Here is a 23,877-nt window from a genome sequence, read left to right as displayed (position 1 = left end):
GCCCATGTGGTTCAGCAATGCATCCCGAAGCCTGGCCGATGAACTCAGCCAGTGGCTCAACCGCCTGTTCGACGGCCAGCCCAGCGTGGCTGCCGCACAGCCTCATCTGCAGCGCGACGCCCGGCTGTTCAGCAGCCTGCAGCGGCTGCAGCGCGACTGGGACGAATTGCAGCGCATTCGCCAGCAGGCCGAGTGCCAGGCGCCGCCGCCCTGCAGTGCAGAGGAGTACGCCGCACTCCGCGAAGACCTCGCCGAGGCCCGGGCGCAGATCGGCGAACTCCTCCACGCCTGTGACCACAGCCAGCGGCGCCTGCACGAGCTGGAAGCCGAGCGCGCCCATTGGGACGAAGAACGCCAGGTCTGGGAACTGACCAAACGCACCCTGACCGAAGGCAGCTGGGCGATGAACGTGGTGGGTGGCGACCCCGACCATGCGCAGAACCTGATTCGCTGGTCAGAGCAGTTCCGCGAGCTGATCGGCTACAGCACCCAGGAATTTCCCGATGGCTGGGACAGCTATTTCAAGGTGGTCAACGCCGATGACCTGAAACAGGTCATGCAGGCCTTCAATGCCTCGATGGTCGACACCGGCGGTGATGGCTTCTACGCCGTCGAATACCGCATGCGCCACAAGACCCGTGGCGAGCTGTGGTTTCGCGAACGCGGCCGCTGCCTGCGCGACGCCCAGGGCCGCCTGCTGTATGTCACCGGCGCCGTGCGCGAGATCAGCGACGAGAAGACCGCCGCCACGCTGCACCAGCGCGAACAGGCCAACATCCAGGACACCTACACGCAGATCGCCCAGGTCGCCGGGGGGATTCGCAGCATTGCCGAGCAGACCAACCTGCTGGCCCTCAACGCCGCCATCGAAGCGGCACGGGCCGGCGATCAGGGTCGCGGCTTCGCCGTGGTGGCCGACGAGGTGCGCAATCTGGCGCGACGCACCCAGGAATCGGTGCAGCAGATCCAGGGCATGTTGCAGACGGAGCGCTCGGGCGAACCAACTTCAGGCAACAAGCCATGAAAACGAACTGAAAAAGTGCAGAAAAAGAGGCTAACGCCCTCGATCGCCCCAGTTATGGCGATTACTGGTGGCACACTCATTGCTTTTCCCAAAAAGAAATTTTCTTTATCAACGATAAAACCTTCGACTCGACCTGCCTGCGCACCACTTATTCCAATAAACCGCTTTCGAGGATTCAGTGATGGAAGAACAGAAGACCCCGCCTACGCTCGAAGAGCTGCAGGCCCTGATCGAAATGACCAACACCCTGAACATGGAGATGTTCTATTGGTGGTGTACGGCGTTGATGATCTGCATCCACGCAGGCTTTCTGTCTTACGAGATCGGCGCCTCGCGCCTGAAGAACGCCCTGGCGGCGGGCGTGAAGAACATCCTCGCGTTCGGCTTCATCGTCCCCAGCGTGTTCCTGCTCGGCTGGGCGGTCTACAACGCCTTCCCCGATGGCCTGGTACCGCGCATGGACGCCCTGATGGCCGGCATGCCGTGGAGCCAATCCATGGGCCCGAACATCCAGGACAACGCCACCGGTATTTTCTGGGGCGCCTTCGCGCTGTTCGCCGCCACCACGGGTTCGATTCTTTCCGGGGCGATCATCGAGCGCGCGCGGATGAGCGCCTTCATCATCATGACCATCGTGCTAGGCGGCTTTCTCTGGCTGCTGGCGGCGGCCTGGGGCTGGCACCCGGAAGGCTGGCTGACCGTCAAATGGGGCTACCATGACGTCGGCGCAGCGGGCGTGGTGCACATGATCGCCGGCTTCTTCGCCCTCGGCGTGCTGATCAACCTCGGTGCACGCATCGGCCGCTTCAACCCGGACGGCAGCGCCAACGCCATCGTCGGCCACAGCATGCCGATGAGCGTGGTCGGCCTGATGCTGATCATCGTCGGCTTCTTCGGCTTCCTCGGCGGCTGCATCATCTACAACTCGGGCGCTCAGTGGATCAACATCTACGGCCAGCCGACCAACCTCTCCGCCTTCTCCTTCAACACCCTGATGGGTTTTGCCGGCGGCCTGATCGGCGCCTACCTGACCACCCGTGAACCCTACTGGATGATGTCCGGTGGCCTGGTCGGCATCATCTCGGTGGCGCCCGGCCTGGACCTCTACCACCCCGGGCTGGCCTACCTGATCGGCATGGGCGTTTCCGCCCTGGCGCCGCTGGTCAACAACCTGCTGCTCAAGTTCAAGCTGGACGATGCCGTCGGCGCGTTCGCCGTGCACGGCTTCGGCGGTTTCGCCGGTCTGCTGATCAGCGGCATCTTCCTGGCCGGTTACCCGAACGTGAACGGCATGCCGGAGGTCAGTTTCTTCGGCCAGCTCGGCGGCGCGCTGGTGATGGCAGCGCTGGGCTTCTTCCCCGGCTACGGCATCTCCTACGCCCTCAACAAGGCCGGCATCCTGCGCGTGCCGGCGCATGCCGAGGAACGTGGCCTCGACCTGACCGAAGTACCGGCCCAGGCCTATCCGGAGTGGAGCAGCATGTACGGGCAGAGCAGCACGGTGGGTGGCAACGCCGCACAGCCGCCACTGACCGCCGCCCCAGCCAAATGACCCCTGGCCGGCCGCAAGGGCGGCCGGCTCATCCCGAGGAGTATCGCCATGAGCATCACCACCTACGAAGGTGCCAGCGCCGTATTCACCTTCGCCGACAAGCCCGCCATCCTGATCTTCATCAGCTTTCTGGTCGCCGCCGTCAGCCTCTACGCGCTGATCGCGACCATCATTCACGAGAAACACAGCTACGCGCTGCCTGACGAAGAACTCGACAAGCTGAAATGACCCTTCGACCGGCGGCAACCGGCGCCGGTCATCCCCCGCAGCACGCCCTTGCTCTGCCCACTAAGTAGCAGCCCCACACCTTGCGCACCAGGACAATGCACGGTGCGCACGCCAGGCATTCCGAGGCCCTCAGCCAACATGTAACAAATTGTTCTTTGGCTCAGTGGGTTAGCTGAAACAGTGTGGTCGGCAACGATTCTGGCAGGCCTATTGCTTTACCAGAGGGGAAATTAATTGCCCCACAGGAATATAAGCCGGTGCTTCTGCGCTGACCTTCCGCGGGGTAGCGGATCCGGTTCGCCACCGACAGCGGCCGGCCCAATCCCCCGTCGGTTGGAGGCAACAGGCAATGGTTCGGTGTTCACAGATAGGCCGCAATATGTTGGTTTTTCCTCTGCTGCTCGCCAGCGCCGCCGCTCTCGCCGACGAGGCGGCAGCGCCGATCGACAGCGGCGACACGGCCTTCGTGGCACTCTGCTCGCTGGTGGTACTGCTGATGACCCTCCCGGGCCTGGCGCTGTTCTATGGGGGTATGGCACGAACCAAGAACGTCCTCTCGGTCCTCATGCAGGTGTTTTGCACCGCATCGCTGATGTCGCTGCTGTTCGCGATCTACGGCTACAGCCTGACCTTCACCAACGGCGGCTCGCTGCACGCGGTGATCGGTGGCCTGGACAAGCTGTTCATGGCCGGCATCACCAAGGACTCGGTAGTCGGCACCATCCCGGAGTACCTGTACTTCCTGTTCATGCTGCTGTTCGCGGCCATTACCCCGGCGATCATCGTCGGCGGGTTCGCCGAGCGCATGAAGTTCGCCGCGGTGATGGTGTTCATGGCCGTGTGGCTGACCATCAACTACATCCCCATGGCTCACATGGCCTGGGGCGGTGGCTGGGTGTTCGATCTCGGCGTGCAGGACTTCGCTGGCGGCAATGTGGTGCACCTCAACGTCGGTATCGCCGCACTGGTGGGTGCCTGGCTGCTGGGCCGCCGTCGCGGTTTCGGCACGCCGTCCCTGACGCCGCACAACATGACCATGACCCTTACCGGCGGCTCCTTGCTGTGGGTGGGCTGGCTGGGCTTCTGCGGCGGCTGCGCACTGGCCGCCAACGGCTACGCCATGCTGGTGATGGTCAACACCATGCTCGCCAGCTGCGCCGGCGCATTGGGCTGGATGATCGTGGAATGGCAACACCGTGGCCGGCCGAGCCTGTTCGGCGCGTTGTCCGGTGCCATAGCCGGCCTGGTGGCCGTCACCCCGGCCTGCGGCTTCATCGGGCCGATGGGCGCCATCCTGCTGGGCTTCATCGCCGGTCCGGTGTGCGTCTGGTCGGTAGAAAAACTCAAGCCGATGATCGGCCTGGACGATGCCTTCGACGTGTTCGGCGTGCATGGTGTCGCGGGCATCCTTGGCGGCCTGCTGACTCCCGTGTTCGCGCTGACCGCCATCGGCGGCCAGGGCTTCGTCGAAGGCCGCGACCTGCTCGACCAGTTGCTGGCCAACGGCGGCGCCATCCTGTTCAGCATTCTCTTTTCGGCCATCACCAGCCTGGTGGCCTACAAGATTGCCGACGTGGTCTGCGGCGGGCTGCGCGTGGACGAGGAAACCGAGGTCGATGGCCTCGATCTGTCCGCTCATGGTGAAGTCGGCTACAAGTACTCGAACTGAAGGTCACCGCGATGAAACTGATCACCACGATCATCAAGCCCTTCCTGCTCGACGCCGTGCGTGAAGCGCTCACCGACGTTGGCGTCAACGGCATCACGGCCACCGAAGTCAGGGGCTACGGCCGACAGGAAGGGCACACGGAGGTCTACCGGGGCGCCGAATACGAGGTGCTACTGCTGCCCAAGATCAAGCTGGAAATGGTGGTGTCGGACGACCTCTGTCAGCACGCCGTGGACGTCATCCTGAGAACCGCCCGCACCGGCAAGACCGGCGATGGCAAGGTACTCATCCAGAACCTGGAAAGCATCGTGCGGATCAGAACCGGCGAGCTGGACGCCGCCGCCCTCTGAGCCTGCCAGCCGCACCCGGAGCACGCTCTGGGTCGGCTGACGGCCAGCACCTCTTCGCGCATGGAGCTTGCGCCTGGGTGCTGAACGACAGAAACCGAGGGTGCACATGCGCAGCCAATTCGCTCAGGGCTGGCGCCTGGGCGAATCGATCGCCCCGGGCTCAGCCCGCCGGACTGAACAGCTTCAGGCCGGCCACTCCACAGATGATCAGCACCAGGCAAACGAGTCGCGCCAGCGTGGCGGGTTCGTTGAGGTAGACGATGCCGTAGATCGCCGTGCCGACCGCACCGATGCCGACCCACACGGCATAGGCGGTGCCCATTGGCAGGTAGCGGGCCGAGAGCGCCAGCAGGTACATGCTCAGGGCGATGAAGACGATGCAGTAAAGGCTCGGCCAAAGCCGCGTGAAGCCCTGGGTACGAGGAATGGCGGAGGCGTACATCACTTCGCAGATGCCGGCGGCGAGCAGTGTCATCCAGGCCCAGGATGCAGTCATTCGAATGCCCTCCACTACGCGAAACAGGCCGTATGAAAAACCGCCGCTCGAGTGTGGCGTTTTTCACACGGCCTGAGGAAAGCCGGCATCCCAGGGAGAAGCCGGCCGATGGATGCTGTCAATAACCCTGCCCAGGCACCCAACTGGTGCCAGCCAGCGGCACCCGTGCCATGGCGGCGGATTCCACGGTCAGTGCCACCAGGTCCTCGGGATCGAGGTTGTGCAGGTGCGACTTGCCACAGGCACGGGCCATGGTCTGGGCTTCCAGCACCAGCACACGCAAGTAATTGGCCAGGCGGCGGCCACCTTCGACCGGATCGAGGCGCTTGGACAATTCCGGATCCTGGGTGGTGATACCGGCCGGGTCGCGGCCGTTCTGCCAGTCATCGTAGAAACCGGCGGCTGAACCGATCTTCTTCAGCTCCTCGTCCAGGCGCGGGTGGTTGTCGCCCAACGCGATCAGCGCGGCCGTCCCGATGGCCACGGCATCGGCGCCCAGCGCCATGGCCTTGGCCACGTCGGCCCCATTGCGGATGCCGCCGGAAACGATCAGCTGCACCTTGCGGTGCATGCCCATTTCCTGCAGCGCCTGCACGGCTTGCGGAATGGCCGGCAGAATCGGGATACCGACGTGCTCGATGAACACTTCCTGAGTCGCTGCGGTGCCCCCCTGCATGCCGTCGAGGACGATCACGTCGGCACCGGCCTTCACCGCCAGCTTGACGTCGTAATAGGGGCGGCTGGCGCCGATCTTCACGTAGATGGGTTTTTCCCAGTCGGTGATTTCGCGCAGTTCGGCGATCTTGATCGCCAGGTCGTCCGGCCCCGTCCAGTCCGGGTGGCGACAGGCGCTGCGCTGGTCCACGCCAATCGGCAGGGTACGCATGCCCGCCACCCGCTCGGTGACCTTCATGCCGAGCAACATGCCGCCGCCGCCGGGCTTGGCACCCTGGCCGAGGACGATCTCGATGGCGTCGGCCTTGCGCAGGTCGTCGGGGTTCATGCCGTAGCGCGACGGCAGGTACTGATAGACCAGATGCTGGGACTGACCGCGCTCTTCCGGCGTCATGCCACCGTCGCCGGTGGTGGTGCTGGTACCGGCGATACTGGCGCCACGGCCCAGGGCTTCCTTGGCATTGGCCGACAGGGCGCCGAAGCTCATGCCGGCGATGGTTACCGGAATCTTCAGGTGCAGCGGCTTCTTGGCGAAACGGTTGCCGAGAATGACGTCGGTACCGCACTTCTCGCGGTAGCCTTCCAGGGGATAGCGCGACACGCTGGCGCCGAGCAGCAGCAGGTCGTCGAAGTGCGGCAGCTTGCGCTTGGTGCCGCCACCGCGAATGTCGTAGATGCCGGTTTCGGCGGCGCGCTGGATTTCCTGGATGGTCAGGCGATCGAAGGTGGCCGACTCGCGCAGCACGGGGGGTTGCTTGTCACTCATGATGAGGCTCCTGATCAGTACGCGCTGGCGTTATCGACTTTGAAGTTGTACAGCTGGCGAGCCGAGCCGTAGCGTTTGAAATCGGCGGCGTTTTCCTTGAAGCCGGCGCGATTGAGCAGCGCCTGCAGCTCCTCGATATGTTCGGCCCGCATCTCTTTCTCGATGCAGTCGGAGCCCAGCGATTCCACGCTGCCTTTGACGAAAATCCTGGTCTCGTACAGCGAATCGCCCAGCGCATCGCCGGCGTCACCACATACGACCAAGCGCCCGGCCTGGCCCATGAAGCAGCTCATGTGGCCAATGCTGCCGCCGACCACGATGTCGATACCTTTCATGGAAATGCCGCAACGTGCCCCGGCATCACCCTCGATCACCAGCAGGCCGCCATGGGCCGTCGCACCGGCGGCCTGGGAAGCGCTGCCCTTGACCCGCACGTAACCGCTCATCATGTTCTCGGCGCAGCCCACGCCGACGTTGCCGTGCACGGTGACCGAAGCCTTCTGGTTCATGCCCGCGCAGTAATAGCCGGCATGCCCCTGGATATCGATGGAGATGGCTTCGTTGACGCCAACCGCGAGGTTGTGGGCGCCGTTGGGGTGGGCCACGACCCACTCGCGATCGCTGACCGCCTTGGCCTGGTCATGCAGCGCCTGGTTGAGGTCACGCACGCTGGCGCTGGAAAGATCGATGGTTTTCATGCGGCGTGCTCCTGCTGGCGTTCCCAGATGTACAGGGTGGCGGGAGCGGGCTCCCAGACCTTGGCCTTGTCGATACCCGGCAGGCTGGACAGCGCCTGGTATTCGGAGGCCATGGCGACGTAGTCATCGGTCTCGGCGAGGATCGCCGGCTTGCAGGCGATCGGGTCGCGGATCACCGCAAAGCCGTTGCGGGTGCCGATGGCGAAGGTGAAGAAGCCGTCGAGGGCCTCCAGTGAGCTGTCCAGGGCCTGTTTCAGAGAATCGCCCTGCTGCAGACGCCAGGCCAGGTAACCGGCAGCGACCTCGGTGTCGTTCTCGGTTTCGAAATGAATGCCTTCGCGGCGCAGTTCCTGGCGCAGACGGAAGTGGTTGGACAGCGAGCCGTTATGCACCAGGCACAGGTCGGCACCGGTGGAGAACGGGTGGCTGCCCTCCATGGTCACGGCACTTTCGGTGGCCATGCGGGTGTGGCCGATGATGTGGCTGCCCTTCATCGACGCCAGGCCGAAACGCTCGGAAATTTCCCTGGGCAAGCCCATGCCCTTGAGGATCTCGATGCTCTGCCCGGCACTCATGATGCGCACGGTCGGCGCCAGCTCGTTCAGCACAGCGCGTACGGTGGCTTCTTCGGCCCTGATCTTGAGCACGATGGCGCTGGCGTTCTGAAACCAGTCCAGCTCGGCACCGAGCTTTTCCTTCACGGCGCTCACCAGAGCGGTGAAGTCGTAGCCCTCCGTGGTGGCCTGCAGGGTCAGCTTGACCCAGCCATCGGCCACTTCATCGCCATAGATGGCGAAGCCGGCGCTGTCCGGGCCGCGGTCGGTCATGGCCTCGAGCATCGGTTCGAACAGCTTGCCGAGCTGCGCTTCCAGCTGCGGATTTTTCAGGTAAAGCCCCACGATTCCACACATAGCTAAAAACTCCTGGGCAGAAGGCGCCCTACCCACGGGCGGGCGCCGGAAAGGGTTGAAGAGAAGGTCGGATCAGAAGAATTCGGTGTAGCGCTTGATCTCCCAGTCGGAGACGTGGCGGCTGTATTCCACCCACTCCATGCGCTTGAGCTTGATGAACTCACCGACGATCTCCTTGCCCATGACCTCGGCAAACAGCGGGTCGGCTTCCAGTGCGTCGCAGGCTTCCTTGAGCGACTGCGGCAGGGTCTTGATGCCTTTCGCGGCAATGGCTTCCAGGCCGAGCGAGTAGAGGTTTTCGTTACAGATCTGCTCGGGCATCAGCTGCCGGTCTATACCGTCCAGCCCGGCGGCGATGATCGCGGCGCTGACCAGGTACGGATTGCAGCCGGCATCCGGCAGGCGGAATTCCAGGCGACCATAGGGCACACGCACCATCGCCGAGCGGTTGTTGGCACCAAAGGCGATGAAGGCCGGCGCCCAGGTGGCGCCGGACAACGAGTTGCCGACCACCAGACGTTTGTAGGAATTCACCGTCGGCGCGGCGAAGGCGCACAGCGCTGGGCCGTGAGCCAGCAAGCCGGCGGCGAAGTGATAAGCAAGTTTCGACAGGCCCATGCCGTTCTTGTCGCTGGCATCGAAGAACAGGTTCTTGCTCTCGGCACTGGCGATGGACAGGTGGAAGTGCATGCCGTTGCCAGCGCGCTTCGGATCCGGTTTGGGCATGAACGAGCAGATCATGCCCAGATCGTTGGCGATTTCGCCGGCCGCCATGCGGAAGAAGGTGAAGCGGTCAGCCGACTCCATGGCGTCGCTGTAGGTGTAATTGATCTCGAACTGGCCGTTGGCGTCTTCGTGGTCGATCTGATAGATGTCGAAGCCGACCGGCTGCAGCGCTTCCGTCAGCTTTTCCAGGAACTCGCGAGAGCGCGACAGGCCTTTGTAGTCGTAGCAGGGCTTGTCGAGGTTATCGCTGGCATCGACCAGCTGCAGGGTGCCGGTCTCGTCACGGCGCATCAGGTTGAACTCGGGTTCCAGGCCGGTATTGAGGGTCCAGCCGCGCGCCTCGAGACGCTCCACCTGCTGCTGCAGAACATAGCGGCTGTCGTACGGCCAGGGTTGGCCATCGACGTGCCCGATGCACACCACCCGGCCGTAACCCGGCTGCCACGGCACGGGAATCAAGGTCGACAGGTCGCCTTTGGCCATGAAGTCCGGCCCATGGGGTTCCATACCCATGCCGCAGATGGCGAAGCCAGCGAACCCTGCCCCCGCTTCCGCCACCGCTTCGAGGCCCGACACCGGCACCGACTTGGTCTTGGCCGAGCCATGGATATCCACGAACTGGGCAAGCACATACTTGATCGCATGTTTCTCGATGAGCTGCTGGGTTTCACTGGGCAACATCATGTGCCTCCTGTCGACTCGATGATTATTCCGATTAGGAAATTAACTTTCCCAATAAGAATGCAATCAACTTGCCAATCTTCAGCACATCACACCCGAGCCAGCTGCCGTGCGGGTTTTCTTCTATCCGCAGAGGAAAAATGCTTTCATAGCAGGAATTTCACACCATCGGCGTGCACCGTTGCGAAGCAGCCTGATCATTCCTGGTGCGAATTTATTATTCATAACTAGAAAATGGCCGTGCATGAGCAAATCCACAGAAACGCCGCCCCGTCTGAAACTCGAGCAATACCTGGGCATGCAGATCCGCCGTCAGCGCCAGGCTCAGGAACTGAAGATCGCCGAAGTCGCGCGCATCGCCGGCATCAGCCAGGGCATGCTCAGCAAGATCGAGAACGCTCAGGTATCCACCAGCCTGGATACCCTGAGTCGGCTGTGCGATGTGCTGGGCATGCCGATGTCCAAGCTGTTCAGCCAATACGACCAGCAGGGCAGTGGCGCGCTCCTGGTGAAGGCCGACGAAGGCCTGGAAGTGGTGCGCCGCGGCACAGAGAAGGGTCACACCTATCACCTGCTGAACCATACCCGCGGGCCGAAGAAGAGCTTCGAGGCCTATATGGTCAGCATGGACGATGCCAGCGAGGAGTTTCCCACCTTCTCTCACCCGGGGACCGAGTTCCTGCACCTGCTCGAAGGTGAACTGGTCTATCGCCACGGCAACCAGCTCTACCCCATGCAGGCCGGCGACAGCCTGACTTTCGACGCCGAAGTCCCCCACGGCCCGGAACAGCTGGTGCAGGTGCCGATCCGCCTGCTGTCGATCATGAACTACGGCAAAGAGTGAAGACCGGGTTCATTCGGCGGCTATCAAGGCGAAAGCAGATGTAGGGTGGATGACGCTCTTTCATCCACCATCGCGATCGCCAGGTTGGTGGACGGATCGGGCCGCGCAGGCGAAGCGTCGGCCATGCCCCCGGTCCACCCTGCAAATGACCGCTTCCGCCTTTAAACAGCCCACGTCGCACTCAACGCCCTTCTTTCCAGCGCACACCCGCCCGGTCGAACAGAGCTGGTTGACGGGTGGCGCCATGCCTCCTTTCGTTTTCTCGCCTCAGAGACCAACCCGCAACCTGGCTGCGCACTGGTGCCGGAAACAAGCGATGGTGCCCTCACCATTATCCTCGCGACCACAACCCAAAAAATTCCTGTGAAGATAAATAAATTCTCCACAGGCATGGACACCAACAAAACATTCGCTTATAAAAATCACTATCGAGAAAATTAGATTCTTCACAATAAAAAATATTCATAGACGAACCGTGCCTTCATCCATGAAGAATTCCCTGCCGCCGACCCTTCAGAGGATCCGACATGCAGCACGCCCAGAATCAGTACGTGATCAAGATCAGTTGCCCGGCCACGTCGGGCATCGTCGCCGCGGTGGCGTCCTTTCTCGCCGAGCATCAGTGCTACATCAGCGAGATGTCGCAATTCGACGACGAGGTCAGCAGCACCTTCTTCATGCGCGCGGTATTCCGTTTCAACACCGGCGTGACCGATGACCTGGCGAAGATCGAGGAAGGCTTTGCCGCGGTGGCGGGCGCCTTCGACATGACCTGGGGCCTGTTCAGCACCCGCAAACCCATGCGCGTGCTGCTGATGGTCAGCAAGTTCGATCATTGCCTGGCCGACCTGCTCTATCGCCACCAGAAGGGCGAGCTGAACATGGAGATCACCGCCATCGTCTCCAACCACCTCGACCTGCGTCCCATGGCCGAGCGCGAAGGCATCCGCTTCATCTACCTGCCGGTGACCAAGGACACCAAGACCGGGCAGGAAGCCGAGCTGATGAAGATCGTCGATGAAACCGGCACCGACCTGGTGGTGCTGGCGCGCTACATGCAGATTCTTTCCAACAATTTGTGCAAGCAGCTGGCTGGCCGGGCGATCAACATCCATCACTCCTTCCTGCCCGGATTCAAGGGTGCCAAACCCTACCACCAGGCATTCGAGCGCGGCGTGAAGCTGATCGGCGCCACCGCCCACTACGTCACCTCGGACCTCGACGAGGGCCCGATCATCGAGCAGGAAGTGCAGCGCGTGGATCACGCCCTGCGACCTGACGACCTGGTCGCCATTGGCCGCGATACCGAAACGGTGGCGCTGTCGCGCGCGGTGAAATATCACATCGAGCACCGCGTGTTCCTCAATGGCGACCGCACGGTGATCTTTCGATGAGCCGGTTGATCGACGGCAAGGCCGCGGCCGCCCGCGTACTCGCCGACGTACAGGCAGAGGTCGAGCAATTGCACGCTCAGGGCATCGAGCCGGCGCTGGCCGTGGTGCTGGTCGGTGACGATCCGGCCAGCCACGTCTACGTGCGCAACAAGGTGCTGCGCGCCGGTGAAGTCGGCATTCGCTCGCTCGAATACCGCCTGCCGGCCGAAGCCAGTGTCGCCGAGGTGCTGGACGTGGTCGGCGCGCTGAACGTCGACCCGGCCGTGCACGGCATCCTGGTGCAGTTGCCACTGCCGACACACATCGACGAAGTGCGCGTGCTGCAGGCCATCGACCCTGGCAAGGATGTCGACGGTTTCCATAGCGAGAACGTTGGCGGCCTGAGCCAGGGCCGACCGGTGCTGACCCCCTGCACGCCAGCCGGCTGCATGCGCCTGCTGCGTGACACCCTGGGCGACCTTTCCGGCAAGCACGCCGTGGTGGTCGGCCGCTCGAACATCGTCGGCAAGCCAATGGCCGCGATGCTGCTGGCGGCCAACTGCAGCGTCAGCGTGGTGCACTCGCGCAGCATCGAGCCGCAGAAGCTGTGCAGCCAGGCGGACATCGTGATCGCCGCGGTCGGCCGCCCGAGGCTGATCGACGCCAGCTGGATAAAGCCCGGGGCCGTGGTGATCGACGTCGGCATCAACCGCATCGAAGAAGACGGCAGAAGCCGCCTGGTCGGGGATGTGGATTTCGCTGCCGTGCAACCCGTGGCCGCGGCCATCACCCCGGTACCCGGTGGAGTCGGCCCCATGACCATCGCCATGTTGATGCACAACACCGTCCTCGCCGCCCGTCAGCAGACCGGCCAGGCCATTCAGGAGGCTCGCTGATGCCTTTCTCGCTGCTCAAATACGGCCTGTCGTCGGAGTATCCCGTCGAGGTCGACCTGCCCGCACCGAAGGAACTCAAGTCCTCCTACGACGTGGTCATCATCGGCGCCGGCGGGCATGGCCTGGCCACCGCCTACTACCTGTCGCGGTACCACGGCATCAGCAACATCGCGGTGCTGGAGAAAGGCTACCTGGGGGGTGGCAACACCGCGCGCAACACCGCGGTGATCCGCTCCAACTACCTGACCAGCGAGGGTGTGAAGTTCTACATCGAGTCGGTACGGATGTTCGAAAACCTCTCCAACGAGTTCGACTTCAACATCATGTACTCCGGCCGTGGCCAGCTCACCCTGGCCCACACCGACGCCAGCGTGCGGGCGTTCCGCCAGCGCGCCGAAGTGAACAAGCACTTCGGCGGGCGTACCGAGATGATCGATCGCCAGCAGATCCGCGAGCTGGTGCCGAGCCTGAATCTGGATCCCGGCCATATTCCGGTGCTCGCCGGCCTCTGGCACATCGACGGCGGCACCGCGCGCCACGACGCCGTGGCCTGGGGCTACGCCAAGGGCGCAGCCAAGCGTGGGGTGGAAATTCACCAGCTCACCGAGGTACAGGACTTCGTCGTCGAGGCCGGGCGCATTCGCGCGGTGAAGACCAATCGCGGCACCATTCAGTGCGGCTGCGTGGTTCAGGCGGTGGCCGGTACCAGCTCGCTGCTGATGAACAAGCTGAATATCAAGGCGCCGATCCACACCTATCCGCTGCAGGCGATGGTCACGCAGCCGTTCAAGCCGTTCCTCGATCCGCTGGTGAGCTCCTCGGCCCTGCATTGCTACGTGCAGCAGACCAGCCGTGGCGAGATCGTCTTTGGCGGAGGTTCCGACCCCTACCCGCTGTACAACACCCGTTCGACCCTGGACCTCAAGGAAAGCCTGCTGGCCTCGGCAGTGGAAATGTTCCCCTTCATGGCCAACGCCAAGCTGATGCGCCAGTGGGCCGGCATCACCGACATGACCCCGGACTACAGCCCGATCATGGGCCTGTCGCCCATCGACGGCTACTACCTGGATGCCGGCTGGGGAACCTGGGGGTTCAAGGCCACGCCGATCTGCGGCAAGACCATGGCCGAGCTGGTCGCCAGCGGCGGCAAGGTTCCGCAGCTGATCGCACCGTTCGGCCTGGATCGCTTCAGCCGCTTCCAGCAGGTCAACGAAATGGGCGCCACGGCGGCCAGCCACTGACGGGTTACAGCCAATGAAGATCATGACTTGCCCGCTCAACGGGCCGCGCAACATCAGCGAATTCACCTACGGCGGCGAACTCAAGCACATGCCCGACCCGACGACCTGCAGCGTCGCGCAATGGGCCGACTACGTGTTCAACAGCGAGAACCCGCTCGGTGTGGTCACCGAATGGTGGATGCACACGCCGTCGAGCTACTGGTTCCTGGCCGAGCGCCACACCGGCAGCGACGAGATCCTGCGTACCTTCGACCCTCGTGAACTGTTCGACCAGCGTGTCGATTTCGCCGCACCGGAGGCCGCCCAATGAACCGCCTGCCCGCTCCCATGGGGTTGTTGATCGACCGCAACAGACCACTGACCTTCAGCTTCGACGGCCGCTCGTGCCAGGGCTTTGCCGGCGATACCGTCGCCAGCGCCCTGGCTGGAGATGGCCGCTGGCTGCTGTCGCGCTCGTTCAAGTACCACCGCCCCCGCGGCCCGCTGACCATGGCCGGCCAGGACGCCAACACCCTGGTGCAACTGCCGGACGAACCCAACGTGCTGGCGGACGACTACCCGCTCGAAGCCGGTCTCGAGGTCACGGCGCAGAACGTCAACGGCAGCCTGGAGAAGGATCGCGACGCAGTACTCGGCAAGTTCTCCAAATTCATGCCGGTAGGTTTCTACTACCGCGCGTTCTACAAGCCCAAGGGCATGTGGAAGCGCTGGGAACCGCTGATCCGCAAGAAGGCCGGCCTCGGCGTGCTCGACCTCGGGTTCGAGCCGACCTATCACGACAAGGCCTACCTGTTCTGCGACCTGGCAGTGATCGGCTCCGGCCCAGCGGGCCTGTCCGCCGCCCTGCACGCGGCCAACGGCGGTGCCAAGGTACTGCTGATCGAACAGAACCCGGTACTCGGCGGCTCGCTGACCTACGCCCGCTTCGGCCTCGACGCCAATGCCGCCATGGGCCTGCGTGAAGAACTGGTCAGTGCGGTGAAGGGCCATGCCAATATCCGCGTGCTCGACCACGCCCTGTGCAACGCCTGGTTCGCCGACAACTACCTGCCGGTGATCCAGGGCAGCCGCCTGTACAAGGTGCGCGCCAGGCAGTGCATCATCGCCAGCGGCTCCTTCGACCAGCCGGTGATTTTCCGCAACAACGACCTGCCGGGGGTAATGCTGACCAGTGCCGCCCAGCGTCTGATGCGCCTGTACGCGGTGAAACCGGGCAAGCGCGCGGTGGTACTGACCGGCAACGACGATGGCTACCTGGCCGCCCTCGATCTGTGTGACGCGGGTGTGGAGGTCGCCGCAGTGGTCGACATGCGCGAGCGTATCGATACGCCCGGCCTGGTCACTGCGGTGCAAGCCAAGGGCATTCCCTGCCACGCCGGACACACCGTGTATGAAGCGCTCGCCGACAAGCACGCGCGCCACATCGCCGCTGTCGACGTCAGGCGTATCAGCGCTCGAGGCAAGGTGGCCGAGGCCAGCACGCGGATCGATTGCGACCTGTTGTGCATGTCCGCCGGTTACATGCCGGTCTACCAGTTGCTCTGCCAGGCCGGCGGCAGCCTGCGTTACGCCGACGAACATGCGGCGTTCTCGATCCATAACCTGCCGAAGATGCTCCGCGTGGCCGGCTCGGTGAACGGCCGCCACGACCTGCAGCGGGTAATCGCCGACGGTCAGCGCGCCGCCAGCGAAGCCCTCGTCGACCTCGGTCTGGGCGGCGCTCCGGGAGACGGCGCGGACAAGGACGACAGCCGGGTCAACTTCCCCTGGCCGATCTTCGCCCACCCCCAGGGCAAGGAATTCGTCGACTTCGACGAAGACCTGCAGATCCGCGATATCGTCAACGCCACCCGTCACGGCTACCGCGACGTGCAACTGGTCAAGCGCTTCTCCACCGTCGGCATGGGGCCGTCCCAGGGACGTCACTCGGCGCTGCCCACGGCGCGCCTGGTCGCCGATGCCACCGGCCGCAGCGTCAGCGAAACCGGCGTGACCACGGCACGCCCGCCCTTCTCGGCGGAGAAGCTCGCGCACATCGCCGGCCGCGGCTTCGACCCCTATCGCCAGACCGCCATGCACCGCCGTCATGTCGAGCTCGGCGCCAGGCTGATGCCCGCAGGCGTCTGGCAGCGCCCGGCGTTCTACGGCAAGGCCGAAGATCGTGAAGCCTGCATGCAGGCCGAGGCCCGCCATGTGCGTGAGAAGGTCGGCCTGATCGACGTGTCCACCCTGGGCGGCCTCGACATCCGCGGGCCGGATGCCGCCGAGCTGCTGGAACGCATGTATACCTTCGGCTTCAAGAAGCTCGCCGTCGGCCGTACCCGCTACGCGCTGATGACCGCCGAGGATGGCGTGGTGATCGATGACGGGGTGGCCTGCCGCCTGGCCGAGCAGCACTTCTACGTATCGGCGACCACCAGCGGCGTGGATCGCGTCTACCGCAGCATGCTCAAGTGGAATGCGCAGTGGCGCCTGAACGTCGACATCGCCAACGTCAGCGCCGCCTTCGCCGCGGTCAGCCTGGCCGGGCCGCTATCGCGCCGGGTACTGGAAAAGGTCTGCAGCGATGTCGACCTTGGCGCTGAGGGCTTCCCCTATCTCGGCGTGCGTGAGGGCAGCGTTGCCGGGGTGCCGGCGCGGCTGCTGCGGGTCGGTTTCGTGGGCGAGCTGGGTTACGAGATCCACGTGCCGGCGCGCTTCGGCGAGCACCTCTGGGATGCGCTGATGGAGGCGGGCAAGGCCGAAGGCATCCGCCCGTTCGGCGTGGAAACCCAGCGCCTGCTGCGCCTGGAAAAAGGCCACGTGATCATCAGCCAGGACACCGATGGCATGACCCACCCTGCGGAGATCGACATGGGCTGGGCCATCGGCCGCAAGAAGCCCTTCTTCGTCGGCAAACGCAGCATCGAGATCCTCGAAGCGCAGCCCCTCAAACGCAAGCTGGTGGGCTTCACCCTGCCCAGGGGCAGCACCAACCCCCTGGAAGGCCATCTGGTGCTCAAGGGCCCGGATATCAGCGGCAACGTGACGTCCTGCGAGTACTCGGAAACCGTCGGCGCGATCATCGGCATGGCCTACGCGGGCGCCGATCAAACCACGCCCGGCACGCAGATTCCGATTCGCGTGGAAGGCGGTGAAATCGTCCAGGCCACGGTGGTGCAACTGCCGTTCTTCGACCCTGAAAGCAAACGCCAGGAGCTGTGATCATGAGCCTGACCATTCGCGACCATACCGAACGCAGCCCTCTCTACGACCTGTATGGCAACGCACCGCTGACGCTGCTGGGCGAGCGACTGTTCGTCGCCGGCTCGCAAAGCGACAGCGAACAACTGCAACGCTGCGCACTGATCGACCTGAGCAATCTGCCACGGCTCGGCTTGCGTGGCACCGATAGCGCGGCCTATCTGCAGGGCAAGGGTTATCAACTGCCAGACGCACCCAATCAGGCGCGTCTGCAGAGCAGCGGCGAGCGGGTGCTGCGCCTGTCGCAGACCGAGTATTTCCTGCTCGGCAGCCTGACCGACGGCGGTGCCCGCATCGCCTCCGATGAAGCCGGCTGGCGCTACGACGATAGCCAGGCAAGCTACCTGCTGCCCCGTCAGGACAGCCACGCCTGGCTGGCACTGACCGGTGCGCACCTGCCGGAACTGCTGGCCAAGGTCTGCGGCGTGGATCTGCGCACCGACGCCTTCCCGGTCGGCGCGGTGGCCCAGACCTCGGTCGCGCGCCTGAATGCCATCGTGGTCAATGCCGGCACGGATGCCCTGCCGATCTTCCACATCCTCTGCGACCGCGCCTCCGCCCACTACCTGTGGGGCGCCTTGCTGGACGCCATGCACGAGTTCGCCGGCAAACCGGCGGGAATCGAAGGGTTGGCCTGAGAATATCTGCAGGCGCTCTCTGGCACGCGATCCCTCGGCACGAGGGTCGCCCGCAAGCGGGCTGCTACGAAGAATACGCAGCTCAGGGGATGGTCAATGGATCCACTGCGCAGTACTCGTAGGGTGGATCGGGGCGCGCAGCTGACGCTTCACCCATCCACCGTTGCATCCACCCTGCCCTGTGAGCCAGCTACGGGAGCTCGGGGCGAGCAATCGCCGTTTTCTTCACGCTTCAAGCCACGGGCTGGCATTTCTGCACCTATACCCCGGAGGATAACGCCATGGGCATCCCAGAAAACGGGCTGGAACGCGAGAGCGACTACCGCGTCCCGGCGCTGCAACGCGGGCTCGGCATCCTGCAGATGTTCAATGCCCGCGAGCGCAGCCTGAGCAGCAATCTCATCGCCGAACGCCTGGGCGTCAGCGTCTCGGCCATCTACCGCATTCTCGTCACCCTCACCGACATGGGTTACCTGAACAAGCTGGGCACCAACAACTACGAACTCGGCCCCCAGGTGCTGTGCGACGGCTTCGCCTACCTGGCCAGTCGCGACCTGGTGGATATCGCCATGCCGCACCTCAACACCCTGCGCGACCGTACCTCGATGTCCTGCCATCTGGGCATCCGCGAGCACACCGAGGTGGTCTATCTGTACCGTGCCTTCGCCGCCCAGCGGCTGTCGGTCAACGTGCCGATCGGCACGCGCCTGCCATGCCACGTCACCGCACTTGGCCGCGTACTGCTCAGCGAACTGGATGAAAACGCCCTGGCCGGGCTCTACGCACACGTCCGCCTGGACGGCTACCCGGCCCCCGCACCGAAGACGTTGCCAGAGCTGCTGCGCATGAGCGACGAGGACCGCGCCCGTGGTTTCGTCCTGCATCGCTCGGACTACTCCACCGCCATCGCCGCCCCGGTACGGGATCACAGCGGGCATATCGTCGCCGCCATCAACCTGTCCGGGCCGGATGCCGTGATGGACGACGAAGCCAATCGCCAGACCCTGCGTGAAACCCTTCTGACCAGTGCCGCCCAGATATCGCGAAGCGCCGGCTACCGGGCGGTCTGAATCGCCGGGGTTTCACGTGGAACTCCCGTATACGGGCACCTCTAAAAACGTAGGCGAGGCAGTCAGCGCGAGGCAAAAATAGGCGAAACGTAGCGCAGCGGAGTAACAGCTGAAGGCTGGCCCGCAGGGCGAACGAAGTGAGTCAAAAGCGGAGTTTACGAACTGTAAATGAGCATTTTGACTGGGCTGGCAATCCAGCCTGTTTTTAACGCTGCGATGACAACGTAGGTAGTTTTCAGAGGTGCCTATTTATCGGTGACGTCGCGCCGATAGCGTGGTCTATGCTGGCACAGCAGCCAACAAGCGAACGGCAATGGAATTCGGCATACAGCATTTTTTCGGCTACCTGATCGCGGCCACCCATGGCCTCGGGGCGATAGCTGCCGTGCACGCGATCCTTACCGTACGTACCGCTCAGGGCGCCATCGCCTGGGCGTTGTCGCTGTTCTTCATGCCCTACCTGACGCTGCTGCCCTACGTGGTGTTCGGACGCAGCCGTTTTTACGCCTACATCGAAGCCCGCCGCCAGGTGGACAAGCAGATGCACCAGGCCATGTCCGCCCTCGACTGGCGCCCCTGGGTCGAGGAAGCCATCGCCGCCGGCGAATCTGAAGCCTACGGCCAGCTACGTGCCCTGCCGCGGCTGGGTCGCATGCCCTGCCTGGCGAACAATCAGGTAAGTCTGCTGATCGATGGCAAGGCGACCTTCGAGGCGATCTTCCAGGCACTGGCCGAGGCGCGTCAGGTGATCCTCATCCAGTTCTTCATCGTCCACGACGACAGGCTTGGCCGGCGCCTGCAGCAGGTCCTGCTCGAACGCGCCGCCGCTGGCGTGCAGGTGCACTTTCTGTTCGACGCGGTGGGCAGCCACGCCCTGCCACGCCGCTACATCAAGCGCCTGCGCGAAGGCGGCGTGCACATGCATGCCTTCCCTACCGGCGGTGGCCTGTTCAATCGCTTCCAGCTGAATTTCCGCAACCACCGCAAGATCGTGGTGGTCGATGGCGAGCAGGGCTTCCTGGGCGGCCATAACGTTGGCGACGAGTACCTCGGCGAGAAACCGAGCCTGTCACCCTGGCGTGACACCCACGTGCACGTTCACGGCCCGGCCGTGGCCTGCCTGCAGGAATCCTTCGCCGAGGACTGGTTCTGGGCGACCCGCAAACTGCCGCCACTGCTGCTGCCGGAGCGCTACCCGGACGAGGGCATGCTCTGCCAGGTACTCACCAGCGGCCCGGCGGATGCCCAGGAAACCTGTTCGCTGCTGTTCGTGGAAATGCTCAACGCGGCCCGCGAACGCATCTGGCTGACCAGTCCCTATTTCATCCCCGACGAAGCCCTGTTCGCCGCGCTGCGCCTGGCGGTACTGCGCGGCGTCGACGTGCGCATCCTGCTGCCATCGCGGCCGGATCACCGTATCGTCTACGCCGCGTCCAGCCTATTCGCCCTGGAAGCACTGCGCGCGGGGGTGAGAATCTTCCGCTACCTGCCGGGCTTCCTGCACCAGAAGGTCGCGCTGATCGACCAGGACATCGGCGTGGTCGGCAGCGCCAACCTGGACAACCGCTCCTTCCGCCTCAACTTCGAGATCACCCTGGTAACGGTCGACACGGCATTCGCCCGGCAGGTCGAGGCCATGCTGGAAACCGACTTCAGCCAGTCCCGCGAACTGATCGGCGCCGACCGCCGCGAGGTGCATCGCCTGCAGCAACTGGGCATGCGCGTGGCGCGGCTGATCTCGCCGATACTCTGAGTATCGCGCCCGCCCGCAGCGGAGACTCTGAAGTCGCACGCACTGCGCTGCATGCTGTAGTGGCATGTGCTGGAGCCGCGGCACAACGCGCCGATTGTGGAAGCGGCGCATTGGGCGCGGCCTCTAGCGTCGTCATCAACAACCTGGTGGAGCAGATAACCGAGCAGGCCGGAGGATCACTGACGCCAGCGGAAAAAGAAGCTCGCAAAAATATCGTCAGCTCTCTGATTACAGGCGTGACCGCCGCATCGGGTGGCGAAGCTGGCATCGCAAATACTGCGGCGCAAATTGAAGCAGAAAATAATGCGTTCTGGGTTCCCGTCATCATTGGTGCTGCCTGGCTGATCGATAAAGGCATGACCGCCTATGACGCCTACCAGGATATCCAGGCACTTCGTTCAGGGGAAAAAACCTTGGAACAGCTGGCCATGGAAAAAGGAGAGGACTACATAACTCAGGTGATTGCCGGCAACGTCGGCAAGTACGGTCTTAGAATAGTAAAAACTGGAGGGAAATGGGTCACGCAGAAGCTAGGTGGGAGTTCACACGCAGATTCTATCACCGAAGCGTCGCCCCAGTTGCCAAGTCACGCCAAGCCCGACTCTGTACGTCCAATGAGCGAGCTATTACCCGATGGTAAGGTTCCCTCTACCGAAGGCGGTAAATTCAACGAGTGGTTCGACAACCTTAGTCAGGCCGAGCTTGAACTGCTTTGGAAAGACGAAAAGATAAAAGCGCGAATCGAGTCGAGAATTCGCGAGCCTAGGGGGCTTCATGAGTGGTGCATGGTATGTCGCGCCCCGACATTCAAGGAATGGGGCGTACCTATGGATGAAATCCAGCGTTTTCGTACTAAAACCGATGAGCTAAAATGGATCAGGCCAGAAGATGGGGCGATTGGAGGGCATGGTGGTCTCGGGTCAGGCCAGTTCCACAACGAGCTAAAATCAATCATCGACAATAGCAAGTCTCTTGAGGAATTCAACACTGGGATAGTTTCGCTCAGAGATCGCTGGGGCATAAACCCCTCTCTGCTACCAGAACTGCCAAAAAGGAAATGATTAATGTCTTCGTTGCTGGAAAAATGGGTTTCTTATTGTGAGGGAAGCGAAAAACATGAAAGCTCCGACTTTGTTGGACTTTTAAAGTCTCACTCGACTCCAGAAGAGCTTGTAAATATCTTGAGATATTTCCCCCACTCAGACGCTATCCAATTTCGTTTGAGTGAGGTTTTAAACGCGGGGTCATTTGCTGACCGACTCTACCTCATTCCTGTACAGAGCAGTTCCGATGAAACCTTAATGATGGCGTCCGAAAATTGGTTGAGCGAAAGAGCCAGATTTTGCGAGGTTACTGGAAATCAACGCTTGAGCTCAATCGCCAGCTCAGTCACATCCAGGTTCGTTAAAGACTACGATGATTTACCTCACCTTCAACGAAACTTACCTGAGCGTTGGATGTTCGACCATATCAGCGATGAGTTCTGGGATGCCTTGCCGTTTTCTAAAGGGCCTGTCTTCGGACTATTAGAAGCGTTTTATGGCCTCGCCGCTGACTATTATCTGGCATGGTATATCGCAACGCCCCTGCTGGACTTCGAGCTAGATTGCTCAAACTATTTTGAGCTTTGGCGTCAGGGCGGCACCAGCATATTAACTGATAGTGAACTACTCGTTAGCAGGTGCAAAACTTGAAATTACACGGGTAACACTTTTTATGACTTCGACCTCCTAAACAGCCCTGGTAATGCTCAGCATCGGAAGCGCTAGATTACTGCACTGTGCCGTTATCAAAGCGTGGAAAAGGCAGACCATTTTGAAGTTATTAACCGTAAATCTCGACGACTAACGATTGCCACACGGTACGACAAGGGGCGCAGCTTCAAATACACAGCAGCGGCATTCACGTTATGCCCGATCCCTCGAAGCAGCGTCTTCATTTCTAATAATACGTCATGCACTAAACATGCGTACGCAGACTCGCGGATAGACTACAACTCCTTTCTTTCAATAAATTGTGCCCTCCCCTAAACAGGTCCCGCACCTGAGTCAAAAATCCGGGAGTCAAGTTATAACCGCCGATGATTTCAAGATTGCTCAGCGTTTATTTGAGCTTATCGAAGCAGGAGTTCCTCAGGGATACGATGCTTTCCAATTCGACATACACCTTCAGGATGGCTACATAAAAAACGCTCCTGCTTGAGTCAGCTGGCATTGGGTATGCTGACGTAAACTTAGGATTCGAGGGTGCACTCCTTTATGGCTTAGTGGACGAACTCAAAGTGAAGGTCATAGAACCACAAGAGCGAACTGCTTTCATTGATCTAGCCACTTCGGGGGCTTGAATTCATTGAAATGGTGATACCAGGGTCTCAACGCCTCAAACGACCTGCTGCGTGTTCATTACGAGGATAGGCTGTGACGTACCCGTTCAAACGCATAGTGGCATCCTTCACTCTCTGCCCGGCGCTGGCGGGGGTGTTCATATTTGGGTATTTCTGCACGGCGGAGTTGATAGGCCGAACCACCAGCATGAGCGTCGTGGAAACCGTGATGGGTACGTTCTGGTTCGGCATTCTGTCAGCCGTGACGAGCATGATTTTCTATGGAGTGCCCGCCCTTGGACTGTCGCTGGTGTACGCCTGTTGCCGGCTTCATCGCTGCCTTCTGCACGTAGTCATCGTTTGCATCGCCGGTGGCACGGTTGCCCTGCTCTGGGGTGAGGTGCTGCCGATGGAAACCCAGCCTGTCGTGAGGTTTTGCCTGGGGGCAGTGACATCATGGTTGATGGCGCTCCATGCACTGCCAAAGCAGGCAGCAGAAGAATAGGGCCCGACGACCGTGGTCACTCCGGGCAAGACCTGCCGCATCTTCATACCCACCGCTGTCGCCTGCTGAGGGACGAACCGCCAGTCAGCACGCCGCTCCGAGCGGTTTGCCGGCTGTCGGCCGAAGCGCGTCAGAGCTGGTGTAGCAGGCAGCCCAGTTGACGTTTCAACGTCGGTGTTCGTGCCCGGCGCCGGCTGACAGCCACCCCTGCCTGA

At 62.4% G+C, this 23,877-nt stretch carries 22 protein-coding genes; 17 read left to right on the top strand and 5 right to left on the bottom strand.

Going from position 1 to position 23,877, the window contains the following annotated elements; all coding sequences use genetic code 11:
* Positions 1-4: 4 nt before the first annotated feature.
* The 5 genes from BLR94_RS28235 (at position 5) to BLR94_RS21610 (ending at position 4,823) form a co-directional block, all read left to right on the top strand.
* On the top strand, positions 5-1,024 hold the full coding sequence (locus BLR94_RS28235; protein ID WP_084307977.1) for a methyl-accepting chemotaxis protein: 1,020 nt from the start codon (positions 5-7) through the stop codon (positions 1,022-1,024).
* A gap of 181 nt (positions 1,025-1,205) precedes the next feature.
* A complete protein-coding gene (locus BLR94_RS21625; RefSeq protein WP_084307976.1) occupies positions 1,206-2,576 on the top strand; it encodes an ammonium transporter in 1,371 nt (456 codons plus the stop codon).
* Positions 2,577-2,624: 48 nt separating this feature from the next.
* On the top strand, positions 2,625-2,804 hold the full coding sequence (locus BLR94_RS21620; RefSeq protein ID WP_042553459.1) for a hypothetical protein: 180 nt from the start codon (positions 2,625-2,627) through the stop codon (positions 2,802-2,804).
* 349 nt (positions 2,805-3,153) lie between these two features.
* Positions 3,154-4,473 (top strand): ammonium transporter, encoded by a 1,320-nt coding sequence (locus BLR94_RS21615; protein ID WP_084307975.1) that lies wholly within the window; start codon positions 3,154-3,156, stop codon positions 4,471-4,473.
* An 11-nt stretch (positions 4,474-4,484) separates the two neighbouring features.
* Positions 4,485-4,823, top strand: coding sequence for a P-II family nitrogen regulator (locus BLR94_RS21610; protein ID WP_084307974.1), 339 nt, complete (start codon positions 4,485-4,487; stop codon positions 4,821-4,823).
* A 160-nt stretch (positions 4,824-4,983) separates the two neighbouring features.
* On the opposite strand, the gene BLR94_RS21605 is transcribed toward BLR94_RS21610, so the two are convergent.
* The 5 genes from BLR94_RS21605 to glnT all read right to left on the bottom strand — a co-directional run bounded on the left by BLR94_RS21605 (position 4,984) and on the right by glnT (position 9,776).
* Positions 4,984-5,319 (bottom strand): DMT family transporter, encoded by a 336-nt coding sequence (locus BLR94_RS21605; protein WP_084307973.1) that lies wholly within the window; start codon positions 5,317-5,319, stop codon positions 4,984-4,986.
* Positions 5,320-5,437: 118 nt separating this feature from the next.
* Complete coding sequence (locus BLR94_RS21600; RefSeq protein ID WP_042553463.1) at positions 5,438-6,760, bottom strand: FMN-binding glutamate synthase family protein; 1,323 nt, start codon at positions 6,758-6,760, stop codon at positions 5,438-5,440.
* 14 nt (positions 6,761-6,774) lie between these two features.
* Entirely contained in the window at positions 6,775-7,458 is a 684-nt protein-coding gene (locus tag BLR94_RS21595; RefSeq protein ID WP_084307972.1) for a GltB/FmdC/FwdC-like GXGXG domain-containing protein, read from the bottom strand.
* Positions 7,455-8,369, bottom strand: coding sequence for a class II glutamine amidotransferase (locus tag BLR94_RS21590; protein ID WP_084307971.1), 915 nt, complete (start codon positions 8,367-8,369; stop codon positions 7,455-7,457). Before BLR94_RS21590 ends, BLR94_RS21595 begins: the two co-directional genes overlap by 4 nt.
* A 72-nt stretch (positions 8,370-8,441) precedes the next feature.
* Complete coding sequence (gene glnT / locus BLR94_RS21585) at positions 8,442-9,776, bottom strand: type III glutamate--ammonia ligase (protein ID WP_084307970.1); 1,335 nt, start codon at positions 9,774-9,776, stop codon at positions 8,442-8,444.
* 244 nt (positions 9,777-10,020) lie between these two features.
* On the opposite strand from glnT, the gene BLR94_RS21580 reads away from it, so the two are divergent.
* From BLR94_RS21580 to BLR94_RS21525, 12 genes are all read left to right on the top strand, one after another.
* Positions 10,021-10,620, top strand: coding sequence for a helix-turn-helix domain-containing protein (locus tag BLR94_RS21580; RefSeq protein WP_042553467.1), 600 nt, complete (start codon positions 10,021-10,023; stop codon positions 10,618-10,620).
* 527 nt (positions 10,621-11,147) lie between these two features.
* Positions 11,148-12,014, top strand: coding sequence for a formyltetrahydrofolate deformylase (gene purU, locus BLR94_RS21575; RefSeq protein ID WP_084307969.1), 867 nt, complete (start codon positions 11,148-11,150; stop codon positions 12,012-12,014).
* Positions 12,011-12,889 carry a bifunctional methylenetetrahydrofolate dehydrogenase/methenyltetrahydrofolate cyclohydrolase FolD gene (gene folD, locus BLR94_RS21570; protein WP_084307968.1) on the top strand — a complete coding sequence of 293 codons (879 nt, stop codon included), beginning with the start codon at positions 12,011-12,013 and terminating at the stop codon, positions 12,887-12,889. Before purU ends, folD begins: the two co-directional genes overlap by 4 nt.
* The gene (locus BLR94_RS21565) at positions 12,889-14,130 is read left to right on the top strand and encodes an FAD-dependent oxidoreductase (protein WP_042553470.1); all 1,242 of its coding nucleotides are present in this window, start codon (positions 12,889-12,891) and stop codon (positions 14,128-14,130) included. The genes folD and BLR94_RS21565 overlap by 1 nt, the downstream gene beginning before the upstream one ends.
* A gap of 13 nt (positions 14,131-14,143) precedes the next feature.
* A complete protein-coding gene (locus BLR94_RS21560) occupies positions 14,144-14,440 on the top strand; it encodes a sarcosine oxidase subunit delta (RefSeq protein WP_084307967.1) in 297 nt (98 codons plus the stop codon).
* On the top strand, positions 14,437-17,334 hold the full coding sequence (locus BLR94_RS21555) for a 2Fe-2S iron-sulfur cluster-binding protein (RefSeq protein ID WP_084307966.1): 2,898 nt from the start codon (positions 14,437-14,439) through the stop codon (positions 17,332-17,334). Before BLR94_RS21560 ends, BLR94_RS21555 begins: the two co-directional genes overlap by 4 nt.
* Positions 17,334-18,011, top strand: a complete 678-nt coding sequence (locus tag BLR94_RS21550) for a sarcosine oxidase subunit gamma (RefSeq protein ID WP_420492703.1) — start codon at positions 17,334-17,336, stop codon at positions 18,009-18,011. Before BLR94_RS21555 ends, BLR94_RS21550 begins: the two co-directional genes overlap by 1 nt.
* 281 nt (positions 18,012-18,292) lie before the next feature.
* The gene (locus BLR94_RS21545; protein ID WP_084307964.1) at positions 18,293-19,081 is read left to right on the top strand and encodes an IclR family transcriptional regulator; all 789 of its coding nucleotides are present in this window, start codon (positions 18,293-18,295) and stop codon (positions 19,079-19,081) included.
* Positions 19,082-19,394: 313 nt separating this feature from the next.
* A complete protein-coding gene (gene cls / locus BLR94_RS21540; RefSeq protein ID WP_084307963.1) occupies positions 19,395-20,834 on the top strand; it encodes a cardiolipin synthase in 1,440 nt (479 codons plus the stop codon).
* A gap of 110 nt (positions 20,835-20,944) precedes the next feature.
* Complete coding sequence (locus BLR94_RS21535; RefSeq protein ID WP_084307962.1) at positions 20,945-21,895, top strand: hypothetical protein; 951 nt, start codon at positions 20,945-20,947, stop codon at positions 21,893-21,895.
* Positions 21,896-21,898: 3 nt separating this feature from the next.
* Positions 21,899-22,528 (top strand): hypothetical protein, encoded by a 630-nt coding sequence (locus tag BLR94_RS27305; protein WP_139207488.1) that lies wholly within the window; start codon positions 21,899-21,901, stop codon positions 22,526-22,528.
* 723 nt (positions 22,529-23,251) lie between these two features.
* The gene (locus BLR94_RS21525) at positions 23,252-23,662 is read left to right on the top strand and encodes a hypothetical protein (protein WP_084307960.1); all 411 of its coding nucleotides are present in this window, start codon (positions 23,252-23,254) and stop codon (positions 23,660-23,662) included.
* Positions 23,663-23,877 lie beyond the last annotated feature (215 nt).

This window comes from Phytopseudomonas flavescens, assembly GCF_900100535.1.
Taxonomy (GTDB): domain Bacteria; phylum Pseudomonadota; class Gammaproteobacteria; order Pseudomonadales; family Pseudomonadaceae; genus Aquipseudomonas; species Aquipseudomonas flavescens.
The sequence above is the reverse complement of the archived record's forward strand: the minus strand, read 5'-3'. Positions and strand labels throughout refer to the sequence as shown.

Excerpts from the sequence above, each read along its gene's own strand:
- BLR94_RS28235 (WP_084307977.1), top strand. The coding sequence starts at position 5 with ATGTGGTTCAGCAATGCATCCCGAAGCCTGGCCGATGAACTCAGCCAG.
- BLR94_RS21625 (WP_084307976.1), top strand. The coding sequence starts at position 1,206 with ATGGAAGAACAGAAGACCCCGCCTACGCTCGAAGAGCTGCAGGCCCTG.
- BLR94_RS21620 (WP_042553459.1), top strand. The coding sequence starts at position 2,625 with ATGAGCATCACCACCTACGAAGGTGCCAGCGCCGTATTCACCTTCGCC.
- BLR94_RS21615 (WP_084307975.1), top strand. The coding sequence starts at position 3,154 with ATGGTTCGGTGTTCACAGATAGGCCGCAATATGTTGGTTTTTCCTCTG.
- BLR94_RS21610 (WP_084307974.1), top strand. The coding sequence starts at position 4,485 with ATGAAACTGATCACCACGATCATCAAGCCCTTCCTGCTCGACGCCGTG.
- BLR94_RS21605 (WP_084307973.1), bottom strand. The coding sequence starts at position 5,319 with ATGACTGCATCCTGGGCCTGGATGACACTGCTCGCCGCCGGCATCTGC.
- BLR94_RS21600 (WP_042553463.1), bottom strand. The coding sequence starts at position 6,760 with ATGAGTGACAAGCAACCCCCCGTGCTGCGCGAGTCGGCCACCTTCGAT.
- BLR94_RS21595 (WP_084307972.1), bottom strand. The coding sequence starts at position 7,458 with ATGAAAACCATCGATCTTTCCAGCGCCAGCGTGCGTGACCTCAACCAG.
- BLR94_RS21590 (WP_084307971.1), bottom strand. The coding sequence starts at position 8,369 with ATGTGTGGAATCGTGGGGCTTTACCTGAAAAATCCGCAGCTGGAAGCG.
- glnT (WP_084307970.1), bottom strand. The coding sequence starts at position 9,776 with ATGTTGCCCAGTGAAACCCAGCAGCTCATCGAGAAACATGCGATCAAG.
- BLR94_RS21580 (WP_042553467.1), top strand. The coding sequence starts at position 10,021 with ATGAGCAAATCCACAGAAACGCCGCCCCGTCTGAAACTCGAGCAATAC.
- purU (WP_084307969.1), top strand. The coding sequence starts at position 11,148 with ATGCAGCACGCCCAGAATCAGTACGTGATCAAGATCAGTTGCCCGGCC.
- folD (WP_084307968.1), top strand. The coding sequence starts at position 12,011 with ATGAGCCGGTTGATCGACGGCAAGGCCGCGGCCGCCCGCGTACTCGCC.
- BLR94_RS21565 (WP_042553470.1), top strand. The coding sequence starts at position 12,889 with ATGCCTTTCTCGCTGCTCAAATACGGCCTGTCGTCGGAGTATCCCGTC.
- BLR94_RS21560 (WP_084307967.1), top strand. The coding sequence starts at position 14,144 with ATGAAGATCATGACTTGCCCGCTCAACGGGCCGCGCAACATCAGCGAA.
- BLR94_RS21555 (WP_084307966.1), top strand. The coding sequence starts at position 14,437 with ATGAACCGCCTGCCCGCTCCCATGGGGTTGTTGATCGACCGCAACAGA.
- BLR94_RS21545 (WP_084307964.1), top strand. The coding sequence starts at position 18,293 with ATGGGCATCCCAGAAAACGGGCTGGAACGCGAGAGCGACTACCGCGTC.
- cls (WP_084307963.1), top strand. The coding sequence starts at position 19,395 with ATGGAATTCGGCATACAGCATTTTTTCGGCTACCTGATCGCGGCCACC.
- BLR94_RS27305 (WP_139207488.1), top strand. The coding sequence starts at position 21,899 with ATGTCTTCGTTGCTGGAAAAATGGGTTTCTTATTGTGAGGGAAGCGAA.